Below are 15,554 nucleotides of genomic sequence, written 5' to 3' on the forward strand. Positions count from 1 at the left end.
TGTGTTGCCGCATCAGCGAGGCCGCAAGTTGCCATGCGCCTTCGTAGATTACACATCAACACATGGCCACAACTGTAGTTCGGGGTTTACCCGGACTGGCCAGGATGATCGGTTGCCCTATCCGCGCTACCGCGCAGCAACCGCAAAAAGGAGACGTTTCATGAGCCGTAAAAAGTCGCCTCGCGGCGGTTTCCGTTCCCGCCTACGTCGTGCCGGCGGAACGCTTGCTTCAATCATTGTCGCGACGGCCTGTACGCTGCCTGTCACGAGTCCCGCGCGGGCGGAGTATCCGAACCGTCCCGTGACCCTGGTCGTGCCCTACTCTCCCGGTGGCGGAGTCGACGCGGTCGCCCGCGTCTTTGCCAGATCCCTGAGCGATAAGTTCAAGCAATCCGTCGTGGTAGAAAATCGCCCCGGCGCCGGCGCCATGATTGGCATCGACTACGCGAACCGGGCTCGTCCGGACGGCTATACATTGCTGATCGTCGATCCGGCATTTGTCATCAACCCCAGCCTTCAACCGCAGGTGTCGTACAAGGTCAGCGATCTCAAGCCTGTCGGCATTCTTACCGGTTCACCCCTCGTCCTGGTATCGGCAAAGAACTCGCGATTCGATTCCCTTGCCGGGATGCTGAAAATCTCCAAGGTCGAAGGCAAGGGCGTGACGTACGCAACCCCGGGCATTGGCACCACCCCCCATATGGCCGGTGAACTGCTGCGCGAAACGCAGGGCGCGAATCTGACTCAGGTGCCCTATAAGGGCAGCGGTCCCGCCACGGCGGATGTCATTTCCGGCCAGGTCGATGTCGGCTTCATGAGCATCACCGCGGCGGCGACGTTCCTCAAGGAAAACCGTTTGCAAGGTCTGGCTACCTCGGGCACGGCGCGCTCCACGGTTCTGCCTGACTTGCCGACAATCGCGGAAGTTACCCAATCCGACTACAGCGTGTTGTTCTGGACCGGGTTGTTCATTTCCGCGAAGGTGCCTGACGAGATTCAGCAATCACTGGCCGCCGCGGTGCAGGCCGTTTATGCGGATCCGGCCTACGCAAAAGGGCTCGCCGGCCTGGGTGAAACCCCGGTGGGGACCAAGCTGGCCGATCCCGGGCAATACGTCAACGCTGAATACAGCAAATGGGCAGCGCTGATAGCCAAGGCCAATCTCAAGCAGAAAGACTGACCGGGGATGGCGCAAAAGACAATGGACCGAAAGCAAACCACCTTCAACGGACTGCGCGTGGCCTATTGGGAGGGAGGAAGCGGAGAGCCGCTGCGTCTGATTCACGGCTCCGGGCCGGGCGCATCCACGCTGGGCAACTGGCGGCTCGTCCTGGACGAACTGGCCCGGGATTTCCACGTTATCGCGCCAGACCTGATCGGATTCGGGCAGAGCGACCGCAAGCCCGAGGCCCCGTATTTCGATCTCGACCTGTGGGCCGTCCAAGCCAAGGCAGCGCTGGATCTGTTTGACAGCGCCCGGATCAACGTCCTGGGGCATTCCCTTTCCGGCTACCTGGCCTTGCGGCTGGCCAGCGAGGATGCGCGCGTGCGCGCCGTCATGACGACCGGGGCGATGGGCGTGCCATTTCCCTTGAATGACGACTTGGAAAGAACCTGGTCATTCCCCCCGACCCGCGAGGCGATCGTGCGGGCAGGCGAATCGCTGGTCTATGACCGCGACGTACTGACCGAGGCCTACGTTCAGGGCCGCGTCGACGTTTTGCACCAGGGGGATTACGGCGCGTATTTCAGCGCGATGTTCGCCGGCGACAAGCAGCAGTACATCGACGCCGCCGTGCTGCCCGCCCAGGCGTGGGGACGCATCCAGTGCCCCGTCATGCTCGTGCACGGCCGTAACGATCTGCCGATCCCGTTCGAACGAAGCGCGCTGGAAATTGCCCGCCGCCTGCCGCATGCCGATCTCGTTGCACTGGCGCATTGCGGGCACTCCCCCGCCCTGGAGCATCCCGGCAAGCTGGCCGCCCTCGCGCGCCTTTTCTTTCATCCGGCGCCGTAGGCGCCGCTGCGTCTATTCGCATCCCACAACCACCAGGAATCATTATGAGCACAGAACTGCAGTACATGAACCCCGAAGGCGCCTGCCCGGCCCAGGGTCTTTACTCGCACGCGACTCGCGTGCCCGCAGGAGAAAACACGTACTTCATCGCCGGCCAGCTCTCCGTGGCGCCGGATGGCAGCGTTGCGGGCAAAGGCAGCTTCGAAACGCAGTTCCGCCAGGTTTTCAAGAACCTGGCCGACGTGCTGCACGGCCTCGGCTTGTCCCACAAGCACCTGGTGAAATTCACCACGTTCCTGGTTCATTCCCAGGACATCGAGACGTTCATGAAACTGCGTGCCGAATACTTCCCCACGATCTTTCCGGGAAGTCTTCCGCCCAATACCCTGCTGATCGTCGATCGCCTCGTCAAGGAAGAGTTCCTGCTCGAAGTCGAGGCAATCGCGTACCAACCGGCTTGATCGGAGGCAATCATGGCCAAGATCGTGGCTGGAATCGGCATGTCCCATGCGCCCGGCGCCCTGGGATGGCCGGATGCGCCCTCGGCGTCCGTGCGGCGGCGTCTTCTGCAAGCCGCCGACCGCCTGGGCCGCAGCCTGGATGCCGCACGCCCCGACGTGATCATCGCCTTCCTCGATGACCACTTCGAGAACCACTTCCGCTCGCTGATGCCGACGGTGGGCATCGGCGTGGCGGACAGCCATCCTGGCCCCGCCACGCAATGGCTGGAAGCGCTGCGCCTGACCCGGCAGGAGCGCTTTGGCGGCGCGCCCGAGATTGCCGAACGGCTGTTGCGGTCGCTGGTCGCCGATGGATACGACGTAGCAAGAATGGGCGAGATCGAATACGGCAACAACCTGATGGTGCCGTGGAAGCTGATGGCGCCCAGGAGCGCGCCGGCGATCATTCCCGTCTTCACCAATGTGTTCTCCCCACCGGTGATGCCATACCGGCGCGCGTACGCGTTTGGCGCCGCGCTGCGCAACGCGGCGGAGGCGCTCGACGCGGACCTGCGCGTCGCCTTCATGGCCACCGGGGGCATGTCCCACTGGCCGCCGTTCTGGAACGACTCCAGCCCCGAGGCCGACGCCTTCCTGGCGCGAATGAAGGCATTCCAGACGCATGGCAAGTCCGTCCTCGAAAAGGATCCCCACCTGCTGCGCGACCTGGCGGCCTATGAAATCGAGATGGCCGAGCGCAACCAGTGGCCGCTGAACTCGCCGCACCCCCTGGTCAACGAGGCCTGGGATCGCCAGATGCTCGATGCCCTGGCTCGCGGCGACGTCGAGTTCCTGTGCGGCTTGCAATACGAGGACGTAAAACGCGACGGCGGACATCGCGGCCAGGAAATCATCAACTGGATCGAGCTGATGGGAGCCATGAAGGGGGCTCCCGCGACGCTGCTCGAATACGAAGCGGTCACCGAGTGGATCTGCGGGATGGCTTATATGGATTACGGCGTGGCGCAGGCCTGGCCGGTCAATCCACTCATCAAGGAACAGGAATGAAGTTTGCAAGCCTCGACTATCAAGGCAAGGCACAGGTGGCGATCTTGGACACGGAGGCCGGCGTGTTCTGGCCTTTGTCCGGGCTTTTGCGCGACGAAGGCGACCTGGTCGAGCTGATCAGCGCCTGGGACAGTGTGCACCAGCGGATCGCGCCGTCGGGCGCCGGCATTGCTCTCGATCGGGCGACCATCCTCGCCCCGATCTCATCGCCCCGGCGCAACATCTTCTGTGTCGGGAAAAACTACCACGAGCACGCAGCCGAGTTCCAGCGCTCGGGGTTCGACAGCAGCGCAAAGGATGGAGAGCATGCCCCCGAAGCGCCGGTGGTATTCACCAAACCGGCCTCGGCGATCGTGGCCCCCGGGGCCGTCATTCCCCGGCATGCCCAGGTGACGCAGCAGCTGGATTACGAGGCCGACCTGGCGGTCGTGATCGGCAAGGCCGGACAAGGCATCAAGAAGGCTGACGCCATGTCGCACGTCTTCGGCTACACCATCATCAACGATGTCACGGCCCGAGACCTTCAGAAATTGCATCGTCAGTGGTTCATCGGCAAATCGTTGGATGGCTTCTGCCCGATGGGCCCGTATATCGTGACGGCCGATGAAGTGGATGGACAGGCCCTGGATGTGCGATGCTGGATCAATGACGAGCTGCGACAGAACGCGAACACGCGGCAACTGATCTTCGACATCCCGACCCTGATCGAGACCTTGTCGGCCGGCATGACGCTGCAGCCGGGCGACATCATCGCGACCGGCACCCCGGCCGGCGTGGGGATAGGTTTTACGCCCCCACGCTTCCTGCAATCGGGAGACCGTGTCCGCATCGAGATCGCGGGATTGGGCGTACTCGAAAACACGGTCGGTAACGAGTAAGTCGTCAAGACGCGGACCAGGCGCGGCCATGCCACCCCGCGCCTCAATGGGCCTTGCGGCCTGCGCCGGGAATCCCCGCAGCAAGCCGGGCGGGATGTCCGCAAATGGAAAAGGACTTAGCGACTGCTCGCTAAGTCCTTGATCATTCTGGTGGGCTGTAAGTGGCTCGAACACTCGACCTACGGAGCGTGTCCGCTTTTACCTTTACGTGGATGCCTCCACCTTACTGAGCGACTTCTGGAAAGAAGTCGAACTGATCCCGCAAGAGAGGAGTCCCTGACATGAAAATGCTGCCGGCGAGTTGCCGGCAGTGGTTTCTCAAGGAGATCGAGGGTTTGTTCGTGCCGGTGCTGCTGCTGGCGCGCGAGATGAAGCTGCTCAAGCTGAGGCACATTGCGCTGGACGGCACAAAGATCAAGGCCAACGCGAGCAAGTACAAGGCGCTGTCGTGGGGGCATGCGAACCGTATTGCGGGGCAGTTGCGCGAGGAGGTGCGGGGCAAGGAACCGCAGCCGCCGCCATCGGCGCTCGCGCTAATTATTGAAATAAAAAGTAAAGTTCAGTACATTCCCTGACGAATTCCTGAATTTTCGAGAGACGGCTAATGACCCGACGCCAGCAGCGAAAGTCCCGCATGACACCTCGATTGCTGGCTGTGGCGGTATCAGGGTTATGCGTTTCGGGCTGCGAAACCACGCCAGGCGGATCATCCGCTGCGCCGGACGCGTATGCCTCGGTCCCATCCGCTAGCGGCCAACTGCGTTCGCTGGGGCCGGTTCCCGATCCTGCCGCTGCGCTGCAAGCCCGTGCCTTGCGGGACATCAACCATCTGCTGACGCAAGGCGAAGCCCTGTTCGCTCCGGGGCAGGGTGTTTCGTGCCCGGTTTCTTACCCGTTGGAAGCGGTTAACAGGCGCTTGCGCGCCAACGGGTCGCCGGAAGAGGCGCCACCGCTGGTATATGCCTTGAATGTCGTCTCGGGCGCTTGCCCCAGCCAGGGATCGAGCGCGGAGGATTTCAAGTTCGAAGGGCCGGTGGATTACATACTGGTCACGCACAAACGCAAGAAGACCACGGGCGACGACCATGACGACATTCTGTTGCAGGAGCGCCGCGTGGGGGTTTACGCCGGGGGCATGCCCGTCGGTGAGCACAAGGAATTCGGGCACGCATTGCACAAGCACTATCGTCGCCTGTTTTCCGGGGAGATCATGGAGATGCGAGCGGCAGGCCGTGACGCCGGCAAACCCATGTATTCCGTCTACTACCAAAGCTACGGAGGCGGCGGCGCGCCGGAACTGGCCGGAACGCCCGTTGGCGGGACGGTCGATTTCTTTTCTCCGGACTGGCTGGCACAGCCTCTCAAAACCACGATCACGGTGGCCGCATACCCTGACGCATCGCGCAGAGTCGTCACGATTTATGAGGATGGCGAGCCCGTCAGGCGCTTTCGTGCCAGAAAAATGGACGGGCAATACGTCTTGCATGGTTGGTACGAATACCTCAAGCCACGCGGAAATAGCGTGTGCTACCAACATGCCGTGCAAATCCATGCGACCGAATGCGCCGACCTTTGAGGCACGGGATGACCATGCAATGTAAAAACAAAATCAGCGCGGGACTGATCCTGCTGGCGTGCGGCGTATTGGCCGGTTGCATGGGGGACCACGACCCTTACGCGGGTTATGCGCCCGCGGAACGAGCCAAGCTAGAAGCGGACGACAATGCTCGCCTCGCTGCCTTCCATCAGCAGTTCACGCAAGAGAAGGCAAACAACGCAGCGCTGGAAACCGTTGCCGATGAAATGCTGGCGTACCGCATGCGCTCAGGGGATACATCGCTGTTCGAGGGGGTGCGCGTTCGCGGCGACTTTGATCGCTTTGACGGGCAAATGAGCCTGGTGCTTGATGCATATACCCATAAACTGGCGCTCACCTATCACAAAGGTACGTATCATTCCTCGCCGGCGTCCACCTACCTCGGTCCCGCATCGGGCTTGAACCAGGCGCCGGCTGGATTCAACGGGCAGTACCAGGGTGATTTCAACATGTTCCTGCAGGCGCCCAGCGAGCTTGACCAGGAATTGGAATTGACCGACCCGGCCATTCGCACGGGGTCTTACGTGATGATTGGCACCTTTGTCCGTCACGATGGCGTGCGGGAACCGGGCATTTACGTGGCGGATTTTGCCAATGGCAATCACGCGTTGAAATTCACCAGGGCCACGCCTGCCTATCTTGCCCAAATGGAGCAGCGCTACGCCGATCAGGTGGCGTCTTTCCGCGAGTCGGAGCGCCGGCGGCGGCAAGCCGAGGCCTCTGGCGGCGGCGACGGATTCGGGGCCTTGCTGGCGCTGGGCCTGGGTGGCTTGATTTTGTCGTCGGCCGATATTCCCGGGGCGGATGTCGCCCAGATCGGCGCGGCCTTGTTCCAGGACGTGATGACCGACGGCCAAACACAGGCGCTGGCCGCCATCGCGCGAAGTGGCCGAGGCGCATACGCGCCCAGCACGCTGGACGGAGCCGCGGTTGCGTCCGCCGGCAATACGCCCGCCCGCGGCGGCGCCGAACGCACTCAGCAATACCGTGTCACCTGCCCGGCGGGGCATTCCAGCACGGTGCCCATTCCATACAAAAGCGCTTCCTGCCTCGCGGCCAAGCAGGAAATGGCGCGCGTCTACGCTTGCAATCTGGTGGGCGAGTTTGAACAAGTCGCGCGGCAATGCGCACAGGGCTGCGGTTCGCCGCAGTGCGTCGAATGAATATCATCCATGCCGCGCGGCGGTTGGCCCTGGTAGCCTTGGCAAGCCTGGCGCTTTCGGGGTGCGAAACGCTGACCAATATGGCGACCAGCGTGCGCGATGCCTTTGCGCCCGCGCCTCAAAGCGATGCGGCGGTCGAGGCCCCGCCGGCTCCCGGGACTTCCGTGGCGGATTCGTCGGCTGGCCCTGCCGACGAATCCGCCGAGGATCCTCTCGCGCCGGGTTTCCTGCATTTCGTTCTGCCCGATTCCCCCTGGGGTACGGAGGGTTGGCGTTTCGAGGCGTTGGCGGCCAAGTCCACGGCTGGCTTCATCCCTTTGCAGTCCGATGCCAGGTTGGGCTATCACCTCAAGCTGACCTTGTGGCCTGATCAATACCAGGTCCGGGTGTCTTTGCGTGGCGATACACGCTTGTCCCAGTGGGTGACGGTCGAGGCCGGAAGGCACACTGTCATCCATGTGGACTTGGGCGTCGTGACGGACGACGTTCTAGTCCTGCATGGCGAAGATGCCCTGAAACGTCTTGCCGAGTCCTTGGCGCTGTCCCGGGACCTGGGTCTGGCGCAGACTTTCAGCCCGTTTCGTCTGATATTCGACGGCGGTCTGGAGGGACGCTGGCATGGCCCCAGGAGCGATGGACAGGCCCGCGGTACGGGCAGGCTGGAGCTCTTCCGAGCCCAGTCTCGCGTGGCTCGCCTCGAAAATGCCCAGGCATTGCCGGGTGCGCGAAGCGGTTTCGAGGGCGTGCCGGTATTTGACGACGGCCGGCAAGTGGCGGGCCGCTGGCAGGGCAGGAGCCTGGCCGAGGGCAGCGTCATGCGTTTTCCGGACGGCCGTGTTTTCCAGGGCGGCTATACCGGCACGGAACCCGACACAGGCAAGTTGACCCTGACCGATGGCAGGACGTGGACAGGCAAGGTGAGCAATGGACAGCCGACAGGCAACGGAGATTTGACGTTGCCCGACGGTACGGTGGTTCACGATGTGCCGGGCATCGACGAGTCGGCGTTTGACGGCGAGTACGAATGCACCGCGCCGAGCGGCCGCGCCGTCAACTGCGCTTATTTCGAGGGCGAAAGACAGGCTTCTCTTGCGCAATACAAGCGTCGCGACAAGGCGCGGCAGGCCGCGACAGCGCGTGAGGTTGCGCAGGCGCGCGAGTTGGCCGAGGTTGCCCGGCAAACCCAGCCGGCCTCGCGAACCGATCCCATGAGTAAACAAGGCCTTGCCGCGGCGGTTGCCGCCGCCCAGGAAAACCAGGCCCGTCATCAGGACGCGCCCGCCGTCGACGGCAAACTCGATCGCCCGCAACTATCGAATGCCGCGCGAGCGGCCAGCGGTTGCGCGCGGGTAGAGGGCCGGTTTTCCACCACCACGGGTTTGAGCAAGGTGTCTTTCGATGCCGGCGGACGCGGGCATTTCTGGCAAAAAACATATGGTGGCGCGCGCGCCTATACCTTTGACGTCGATTTCCGTTGGACGAGCACTGATTCCAAGATGACGTTCGACTACGACGAAGCCGTCTACCGCGATGCGGCGGGCAATGAAATGCAGCGTACCCGCATGCCCGGCGGCACTGTCGCCTGCAGCTACGACGGGCGCGAACTGTCGATTGGCGGCGTGTCCTACTTCCGGCTCTAAAAACCAAGGCCTTGCAACTCGATGCGTTGCAAGGCCTTTTAAAGTTCGTACTGCTCGACTTCCGAGGGCGACAGGTCGTACTGGGGGCTGGCCTCGGCCACGATGGTCTTGCCTTGAAAAATGTCCAGCACCAGCGCGCTCTTGCTTTCGTCACTGCCACCCGGCCCCGTTCGTGTTCCATGTTCGGGCATCGCCTACCGCCTCACCATGACCTGAATTGATCGATGCAGACTCAGAATGCCTGCACAGCGCCTGCATGAAGCCGAAAAGCAAAAAGGCCGTCAGTGACTACTATCACTAACGGCTTTACAAATCATGGTGGGCTGTGAGTGGCTCGAACACTCGACCTACGGATTAAGAGTCCGCTGCTCTACCAACTGAGCTAACAGCCCGGCGATTGCTGCCTGTCATTCCGGGTCAGCCGGTTTGCAGTACTGATGCAATTGCAAGAGGGCGCATTGTACACGAATTTTCGGACCTGTCCAGCCGCGCCCGGTTTTCTTTGCGCTCAGGCGGCGTAGCCGCCGTCGACCGAGATCTCGGCGCCGGTGACGTAGCGCGCCTGGGGTCCGGCCAGGTAGGCCACCATGTTGGCGATGTCGGCCGGCTCGCCGTAGTGGGGCACGGCCAGCATCTGGACCAGCGCCGCGGCCTGGTCGGTGCCGGCCGGGTTCATGTCGGTGTCGATGGGCCCGGGGTGCACCACGTTGGCGGTGATGCCGCGCGGGCCCAGTTCGCGCGCCAGCGCGCGCGTGAAGGCGGCGACGGCGGCCTTGCCGGCGGCGTACAGGGCCACGCCCGGCCGGCCGGTGTGTCCGGCCAGGCAGCTGCCGATGTTGACGATGCGCCCGCCCTCGCCCAGGTGCGGCAGCGCCGCCTGGGTGGCGACGAACACGGCGCGCACGTTGATGTCCATCGAGCGGTCGTAGTCGTCGGCCGAGATGTCCTCGACCGGCCCGGCCAGGAAGATGCCGGCGTTGTTGACCAGGATGTCGAGGCGGCCCAGGTCGGCGGCGGCCCGGGCCACGGCCTCGCGGACCTGCCCGGCATCGGCCGCGTCGGCGGCGTAGGCGTGGGCGCGCCGCCCGGTGGCGCGCAGTTCTTCCACCAGCGCGTGGGCCTTGTCGGCGGCGCTGACGTAGGTCAGCGCGATATCGGCGCCGTCGGCGGCCAGGCGGCGCGCGATGGCCGCGCCGATGCCGCGGCTTGCGCCGGTGATGAAAGCAACTTTTCCGTCGAGTGCGGCCATGGCCAGCTCCATTTATGTAGTGATCGATACATATATAATGAAGGCGGGCCACCCGGTCTGTCAATACCCCGGCGACAGCGGGCCCCACGGGTAGAATCCAGGCATGGCAGAACGTGGTCGCCCGCGCAGCTTCGAACGGACCGAAGCGCTGCGCCAGGCAATGGAAGTTTTCTGGTCCAAGGGATATGAAGGAGCGTCGCTGGCCGACCTGACGTCGGCCATGGGGATCAATGCGCCCAGCCTGTACGCGGCGTTCGGCTCGAAAGAGGCCTTGTTCCGCGAAGCGGTGCAACGCTACGCCGACACCGAGGGCGCGCGGACGCGGCGCGCCCTGCTGGAGGCCCCCGACGCGCGCGCCGCCATCGAAGGCATGCTGCTGGCCGGCGCGCAGACCTGCACGCTGAACGGCAAGCCGCCCGGCTGCCTGATGGTGCTGGGCGCCACCGCGGGCCCGGCGCAGCATGCGCCGGTGCGCGGCTGGCTGGGCGAGCACCGCCGCGATATGCAGGCCCTGATCCTGCGGCGGCTGGAGCAGGGGCGCCGCGACGGCGAGATCGGCCCGGACGCCGACCTGGCCGCGCTGGCGGCCTTCTACGCCACCGTCCTGCATGGCATGTCGATCCAGGCCCGCGACGGCGCCGACCGCGCGGCGCTGCAAGCGGTGGCGCGGCAGGCCATGCACGCCTGGGAAGCACTGGCGCGCCCGCCCGCCGCCGCCCGCTGACCTAGCGGCGCGGCGCCTGGGCGGGCTTGCGCATTTCCGTCAGCAGGGTGGCGCAGTGATTGTCGTCGCTGGTGCTGGGCGCGATCAGCGCCAGCAGGCCGGCGGCCGGCGTCAGGAGTATGCCCAGGGCCACCGCGCCGGCGCCGCGCGCGGCCAGCGGCCCGACATGCACGCCGGCGTCGGGCTTCTTGAAGCTGCCTTTGACGTACAGCGGCGAGCGCAGCGAGAACAGCCGAAAGCCCTTGCTGTCGGGATCGATATCCAGGTTGAGCAGTTCCTTGCGGAAGTCGATCGAGCCGGTGATGTTGACGACGGCGTTCTCGGTGTCGATCACGAACACGCGCGGCGTCATGACCCCGCGCGTCATGCCCATGTCGGCCGCGGCGCAATTGATCTTGACCTCGTCGTCGCCGAACAGCTTGCTGACCACATAGTTGCCGACATTCAGGCCGGCGATCTCCATCAGCGCGCGGCTGATCACGCCATCGTTGACCAGCAGCTTGGTCTCGCCGCTGGCGCTGCCCAGCAGGGCCGCCACGGAGTTGCCCTGGCCGGAGATCGCCACGTCGCCGTTGACCTCGCCCAGCGCCTTCTGCATGGCCTGCACGTTCGGAAACAGCTGCTTCAGGCGCAGCCGCCGCACGGCCAGGCGCACATTGCCGCTCATGGGCGCCTGGCGCCCGTCCAGCTTGAGCGTGGCGTCCAGGCTGCCGCCCGCCATGCCGAAACGCAGCGGCGCCAGGGTCAGCACGCCGTCGTCGAGCAGCACGTGCGCGGTCAGGTCGCTGATGGGCAGCCTGTCGCTGTGCACGATGCGCTCGCCGCGCAATTCCACGTCGGCGTCCATGACGCGCCAGCGGTCGGTGCGGAACTCCTGTACCGGCAGGACCTTGTCCGCCGGTTGCGCGACGGCTTTCTCGCCTTCGGCCTTGACGGACTTGGCGCCGCCCGATTGCACGCCGATCAGCGGCCCCAGGTCGGCCATGCGCAACAGGCGGGAAGACAGTTTGCCGCTCAGCCTGGGGCGCGGTTGCTGCAAGGCGAAGGTGATGTCGCCGTGCAGGTCGCTGGCGCCCACCTTGCCATTGAAATCGCGGTATTCGAAGCGCGCGCCCTGGGGGTCCTGCAGCCGGGCGACCAGGCGGCCGTCGGTGGAGTACGGCGGCGTATCGGGCAAGGTCACCCCGGTCAGGGGATACAGGTTGGCCATCGAAGCGCTGGCCAGCTTCAGGCGCAGGTCCAGCGCGCCCAGGCTCATGGGGTCGGTCAGGGTGCCCGCCACCGCGATCCGGGTCGAGCCGATGGCCACCTCGGCCTGCACCGGAAACGGTTGGCGGGCGTCGCGCAGCGCCAGCATGCCGCCGACCTTGCCCGTCCCTTCCAGCGGCAGGTCCTTGTAGCGGCCGTTCACTTGCCAGCCGAACGCGTAATCGGGCGGCGCGGCAGGCGCGGCGGCATCCGCCGCCTTGCCGCTGTCCGCCTTGCCGCTGTCCGCCTTGCCGCTGTCCGCCTTGCCGCTGTCCGCCTTGCCGCTGTCCGCCTTGCCGCTGTCCGCCTTGCCGCTGTCCGCCTTGCCGGCCGCCTTGCCGGCCGCCTGGTCCGCGGCGCCGCCGGCGGCCGGCGCTCCGGCCAGCTCGGCGAACGGCACGGGCTTGCCCAATGGGTCGGCCAGCACGTCGAGGTCGGCCTGCGCAATGGCGTCCGCATAGCGGATGGCTCCCTGGTCGAAGCCGATCGCGTCGATATCCACCTTCCAGGGCGAGGGCTCGCCCGTATCGGGCATGGTGAATTCCCAGTTGGCCACGCCATCGGCGCGGCGCTGCAGGTCGGCGCGCAAGCCGCTCAGCTGGATGCGCCGGATGACCACGCGCTGCCGCAGCAGCGGCAAGGGCGCCAGGCGGAATTCGCCGCGGCGCAGCGTCAGCAGGTTGGGATCGCGGGCCCAGACGGTGTTGACGATGGCGACATCATGGACGACGAAATGCGGCCACGGCACCCAGCCGCGCCAGCCGCCCTGCCCGGGTTCGCGCGCCCATTGCACGCTGAGGTCGCCCTGGATGGCGAACGGCCGGCCCAGCGCGGCGCTCGCCTGCTCGTTGATGGTCGGCTTCAAGCGATTCCAGTCCAGCGTGGCCAGGACCACCAGCACGGCCGCCAACAGGACCAGCACGGCGCCGGCCACTCCCAGGAAAATCTTCTTCTTGCGCGTCATCCCGCGGATCCCTTTGCCTTGCCGCCCGGGGCGGATCCGGCTGTTTATCCTTGCTTAGGGTAGCGCAGGCATGCGCGGGCGAAAAGACCGGCGCACCATCGGGATACAGCCGGCAATACTGCCTTACGTGTACTCGGCGCCCCCTCAATCGGGGCGCTGGAAGCGATAACGCGCCTGCTCGCAGGCGGCGTGATGATGACACTGGGGATGATGGTCGTTGACCATGCCGACCGACTGCATGAAGGCGTAGACGGTGGTGGGCCCCACGAAGGACCAGCCCTGCTTCTTGAGCGCCTTGGAAAGGGCCTCGAACTCGGCGGTGCAGGCCAGCACCTCGAAAGGGGCATCCGCGCCGCGCGGCGGCGCCTCGTAGCGCCAGAAGAAAGCCGCCAGCGAACCTTCCCGGTCGCGCAGGGCCAGGGCGCGCCGCGCATTGTTGATCACCGCCTCGATCTTGCCCCGGTGGCGCACGATGCCGGCGTCCTGCAGCAGCGCCTCGACCCGGCGCTCATCGAAAGCCGCCACCCGCTCCATGTCGAAGTCGGCGAAGGCGCGCCGGAAGGCCGCGCGCTTGTTCAGGATGGTGCGCCAGCTCAGGCCGGACTGGAAGCCTTCCAGGCTCAGTTGCTCGAACAGGGCGCGATCGTCGGCCTGCGGCCGGCCCCATTCGTGGTCGTGGTAGGCCACATAATCGACGGAATGATCCAGCCAGCCGCAGCGGGTCAGGCCATCGGCAAAATCGGTACGAGGGTCCATGATGCGGGGAGACAGAAAGGCAAGTTCCGGAACCACCGATGCTAGCAAATCTTCCGGAAAACTCCTGTCCTGCCCGGCATCATTCGTGCGGCGGGAAATGCGGCCCCGCGCCCAGGCGCGCCATGGCGTCGTCGGGATTGCGCAACGGGCACTCCCGCAGCGACAGGCAGCCGCAGCCGATACAGCCATCGAGCTGGTCGCGCAGTTGCGTCAGCCCCAGGATGCGCTGGTCCAGCTCCTGGCGCCAGGCACGCGACAGGCGCCGCCAGTCGGCCACGGTGGGCGCGCGCGAGGTCGGCAGGGTGGCCAGCGCCTGCGCGATCGCGGCCAGCGGCAAACCCATGCGCTGCGCCACGCGTATCACCGCCACCCGCCGCAATACGGCGCGCGCGTAGCGGCGCTGATTGCCGGCCGTGCGGGTGCTGGCGATCAACCCCTTGGCTTCGTAGAAATGCAGGGCCGATACGGCCAGCCCGGTGCGCGCGGCCACCTCGCCCACCGACAGCAAGTCCGGACGCCGGACGGCCTGCGCGGATCGCATCATCACCCACCCCAAATCCTGGTCATCGCGAAATGCTAACAGCGCGCCCGCGCCGAACGCCCACAACCCCGCGACACGCAGGGGCTTTGCGCTTGACCTCAAGCTCGCTTGAGGGTCCATAGTGGTGTCCGTCGTCGATACGTCCGCACGCCGGGCAGTGTAGACATCCAGGGCACGTTGCCCGGTCACCACGGTGCAATGAACTTATGCCCGGCCGGACGATCCTAATGCTTCGAGCATCGGCAGCATGCGCCGCGCCGCCACACCAAGGAGTACCCATGTCCGAACCCGTACGCACCGCCTCCCGCCCGGGCAAGCAGCCAGCCTCGTCCGCCGCCGAGCCGATGGCCCCGCGGCAGGCGCCGCGCTCGCGCCCCGCGGCGCGCGCTGGCGCCAACGCGTCCGGCCGGCCGCGCGATGCGATCGAGCACGAACTGGTGCGCGCCTGGAGCAACGTGTCATAGAAAACGGCCAGGACAGCCTCGTCCTGGCGCGCCAGCCGTCGCGGCCCGTCTTTATCCGTGCAACGCGAACTCCGGAATCGCCTGGGTCGCCAACGACGCCCGCGCCCGATCCAGGGCTTCGCGTATGGCGTGAAACTGCTTGCCGCCCTCGCTGCCGGCGGAAGCCGCGCTGACCCCATAGACCACCCCGTCGACCTCGAAATCGATGGCCACGGCCGTATAACCGGGCGTCAGCACGCTCCGGGTCACGAAACACCCCAGCTTGCGGCATTGCCGGACCCGCTCGCGGATATCCGCCCCCTGGTAGCCGGCGGCGAGCAGCCCGTCCTGGTTGCGCACCAGGTAGCGGTCTATTTCGTAGTCCGGCCAACGGGACAGCAGGCAGACGCCGGCGGGGCCGATGCCGAGCAGGCGCATGGCCGCCACCTTGCTCGGCACGATCTCCAGTTCGGCACGGTCGAAGTAGGTCCGCTGCAGGACCGAATAATCGCCCGAGCAGCGAACCAGATGCAGGCGGCATGCATGCCGGGAGGCAATCGGCTTGAGCACCTCCTCGATGGCGGGCGGCACGTACGGACGCGCGACCGCCTGCACCCCCAGGTCGAACGCCACCGGGCCCAGGTGCAGCTTGCGCGTATTGGGGTGGCGCACGACCAGGCCCGACTGCCGCAGCATGTCTATCCAGCGATACGCCGTCGATAGCGACAGGCCGAGCTGCTCGCTGACGTAGCGGGCCGTCACCCCGGCGCGGTTGCTGTCGCCCACCAGCAGCAGTATCGACACGCAGATCGAAAATGGCGCCATG

At 65.5% G+C, this 15,554-nt stretch carries 15 protein-coding genes, 1 tRNA gene and 1 pseudogene; 11 read left to right on the plus strand and 6 right to left on the minus strand.

What is annotated here, in order from left to right; translation table 11 throughout:
- Positions 1-160: 160 nt before the first annotated feature.
- The 9 genes and pseudogenes from LK409_RS16630 to LK409_RS16670 all read left to right on the plus strand — a co-directional run bounded on the left by LK409_RS16630 (position 161) and on the right by LK409_RS16670 (position 8,803).
- Positions 161-1,180, plus strand: coding sequence for a tripartite tricarboxylate transporter substrate binding protein (locus LK409_RS16630; RefSeq protein ID WP_010927040.1), 1,020 nt, complete (start codon positions 161-163; stop codon positions 1,178-1,180).
- A gap of 21 nt (positions 1,181-1,201) precedes the next feature.
- Positions 1,202-2,017 (plus strand): alpha/beta fold hydrolase, encoded by an 816-nt coding sequence (locus LK409_RS16635; protein WP_041937287.1) that lies wholly within the window; start codon positions 1,202-1,204, stop codon positions 2,015-2,017.
- A 44-nt stretch (positions 2,018-2,061) separates the two neighbouring features.
- A complete protein-coding gene (locus LK409_RS16640) occupies positions 2,062-2,478 on the plus strand; it encodes a RidA family protein (protein WP_010929199.1) in 417 nt (138 codons plus the stop codon).
- Positions 2,479-2,490: 12 nt separating this feature from the next.
- Positions 2,491-3,525 (plus strand): DODA-type extradiol aromatic ring-opening family dioxygenase, encoded by a 1,035-nt coding sequence (locus LK409_RS16645; protein WP_059565528.1) that lies wholly within the window; start codon positions 2,491-2,493, stop codon positions 3,523-3,525.
- A complete protein-coding gene (locus LK409_RS16650; protein WP_010929201.1) occupies positions 3,522-4,403 on the plus strand; it encodes a fumarylacetoacetate hydrolase family protein in 882 nt (293 codons plus the stop codon). Before LK409_RS16645 ends, LK409_RS16650 begins: the two co-directional genes overlap by 4 nt.
- Before the next feature lie 305 nt (positions 4,404-4,708).
- Positions 4,709-4,900, plus strand: a pseudogene (locus tag LK409_RS16655) (IS5/IS1182 family transposase); the annotation flags it as partial.
- 107 nt (positions 4,901-5,007) lie between these two features.
- Entirely contained in the window at positions 5,008-5,979 is a 972-nt protein-coding gene (locus LK409_RS16660) for a hypothetical protein (protein WP_059565526.1), read from the plus strand.
- An 8-nt stretch (positions 5,980-5,987) separates the two neighbouring features.
- The gene (locus LK409_RS16665) at positions 5,988-7,163 is read left to right on the plus strand and encodes a hypothetical protein (RefSeq protein WP_010929204.1); all 1,176 of its coding nucleotides are present in this window, start codon (positions 5,988-5,990) and stop codon (positions 7,161-7,163) included.
- Positions 7,160-8,803: an MORN repeat-containing protein gene (locus tag LK409_RS16670; protein WP_010929205.1), complete on the plus strand. Its 1,644-nt coding sequence runs from the start codon at positions 7,160-7,162 to the stop codon at positions 8,801-8,803. Before LK409_RS16665 ends, LK409_RS16670 begins: the two co-directional genes overlap by 4 nt.
- A 316-nt stretch (positions 8,804-9,119) precedes the next feature.
- Here the strand turns inward: LK409_RS16670 and LK409_RS16675 are convergent.
- Positions 9,120-9,195, minus strand: a tRNA-Lys gene (locus LK409_RS16675).
- A 116-nt stretch (positions 9,196-9,311) separates the two neighbouring features.
- Complete coding sequence (locus tag LK409_RS16680; RefSeq protein WP_003814507.1) at positions 9,312-10,052, minus strand: glucose 1-dehydrogenase; 741 nt, start codon at positions 10,050-10,052, stop codon at positions 9,312-9,314.
- Between the two features lie 103 nt (positions 10,053-10,155).
- Here LK409_RS16680 and LK409_RS16685 point away from each other — a divergent pair, with 103 nt between their 5' ends.
- Positions 10,156-10,776 carry a TetR/AcrR family transcriptional regulator gene (locus LK409_RS16685; RefSeq protein ID WP_003814509.1) on the plus strand — a complete coding sequence of 207 codons (621 nt, stop codon included), beginning with the start codon at positions 10,156-10,158 and terminating at the stop codon, positions 10,774-10,776.
- A 1-nt stretch (position 10,777) separates the two neighbouring features.
- Here the strand turns inward: LK409_RS16685 and LK409_RS16690 are convergent, their stop codons facing one another.
- The 3 genes from LK409_RS16690 to soxR form a co-directional block, all read right to left on the minus strand.
- A complete protein-coding gene (locus LK409_RS16690) occupies positions 10,778-12,988 on the minus strand; it encodes an AsmA family protein (RefSeq protein ID WP_010929207.1) in 2,211 nt (736 codons plus the stop codon).
- 144 nt (positions 12,989-13,132) lie between these two features.
- Entirely contained in the window at positions 13,133-13,792 is a 660-nt protein-coding gene (locus LK409_RS16695) for a DNA-3-methyladenine glycosylase I (RefSeq protein WP_010929208.1), read from the minus strand.
- Positions 13,793-13,823: 31 nt separating this feature from the next.
- Positions 13,824-14,288 (minus strand): redox-sensitive transcriptional activator SoxR, encoded by a 465-nt coding sequence (soxR, locus tag LK409_RS16700; protein WP_003820813.1) that lies wholly within the window; start codon positions 14,286-14,288, stop codon positions 13,824-13,826.
- 275 nt (positions 14,289-14,563) lie between these two features.
- Between soxR and LK409_RS16705 the strand changes: the two genes are divergently transcribed.
- Entirely contained in the window at positions 14,564-14,749 is a 186-nt protein-coding gene (locus tag LK409_RS16705) for a hypothetical protein (protein WP_019248355.1), read from the plus strand.
- A 51-nt stretch (positions 14,750-14,800) separates the two neighbouring features.
- Here LK409_RS16705 and LK409_RS16710 read toward each other — a convergent pair whose 3' ends face one another.
- Positions 14,801-15,553, minus strand: coding sequence for an IclR family transcriptional regulator (locus tag LK409_RS16710; RefSeq protein WP_003820812.1), 753 nt, complete (start codon positions 15,551-15,553; stop codon positions 14,801-14,803).
- Position 15,554: the final 1 nt, after the last annotated feature.

This window comes from Bordetella parapertussis (genome assembly GCF_020735925.1).
GTDB classification, from domain to species: Bacteria; Pseudomonadota; Gammaproteobacteria; order Burkholderiales; family Burkholderiaceae_B; genus Bordetella; species Bordetella pertussis.

Bases quoted from the DNA above. Each gene is read 5' to 3' on its own strand.
- LK409_RS16630 (WP_010927040.1), top strand. From the start codon at position 161: ATGAGCCGTAAAAAGTCGCCTCGCGGCGGTTTCCGTTCCCGCCTACGT.
- LK409_RS16665 (WP_010929204.1), top strand. From the start codon at position 5,988: ATGACCATGCAATGTAAAAACAAAATCAGCGCGGGACTGATCCTGCTG.
- LK409_RS16705 (WP_019248355.1), top strand. From the start codon at position 14,564: ATGTCCGAACCCGTACGCACCGCCTCCCGCCCGGGCAAGCAGCCAGCC.
- LK409_RS16660 (WP_059565526.1), top strand. From the start codon at position 5,008: ATGACCCGACGCCAGCAGCGAAAGTCCCGCATGACACCTCGATTGCTG.
- LK409_RS16690 (WP_010929207.1), bottom strand. From the start codon at position 12,988: ATGACGCGCAAGAAGAAGATTTTCCTGGGAGTGGCCGGCGCCGTGCTG.
- LK409_RS16650 (WP_010929201.1), top strand. From the start codon at position 3,522: ATGAAGTTTGCAAGCCTCGACTATCAAGGCAAGGCACAGGTGGCGATC.
- LK409_RS16645 (WP_059565528.1), top strand. From the start codon at position 2,491: ATGGCCAAGATCGTGGCTGGAATCGGCATGTCCCATGCGCCCGGCGCC.
- LK409_RS16680 (WP_003814507.1), bottom strand. From the start codon at position 10,052: ATGGCCGCACTCGACGGAAAAGTTGCTTTCATCACCGGCGCAAGCCGC.
- LK409_RS16685 (WP_003814509.1), top strand. From the start codon at position 10,156: ATGGCAGAACGTGGTCGCCCGCGCAGCTTCGAACGGACCGAAGCGCTG.
- LK409_RS16640 (WP_010929199.1), top strand. From the start codon at position 2,062: ATGAGCACAGAACTGCAGTACATGAACCCCGAAGGCGCCTGCCCGGCC.
- LK409_RS16670 (WP_010929205.1), top strand. From the start codon at position 7,160: ATGAATATCATCCATGCCGCGCGGCGGTTGGCCCTGGTAGCCTTGGCA.
- LK409_RS16635 (WP_041937287.1), top strand. From the start codon at position 1,202: ATGGACCGAAAGCAAACCACCTTCAACGGACTGCGCGTGGCCTATTGG.
- LK409_RS16710 (WP_003820812.1), bottom strand. From the start codon at position 15,553: ATGGCGCCATTTTCGATCTGCGTGTCGATACTGCTGCTGGTGGGCGAC.
- soxR (WP_003820813.1), bottom strand. From the start codon at position 14,288: ATGATGCGATCCGCGCAGGCCGTCCGGCGTCCGGACTTGCTGTCGGTG.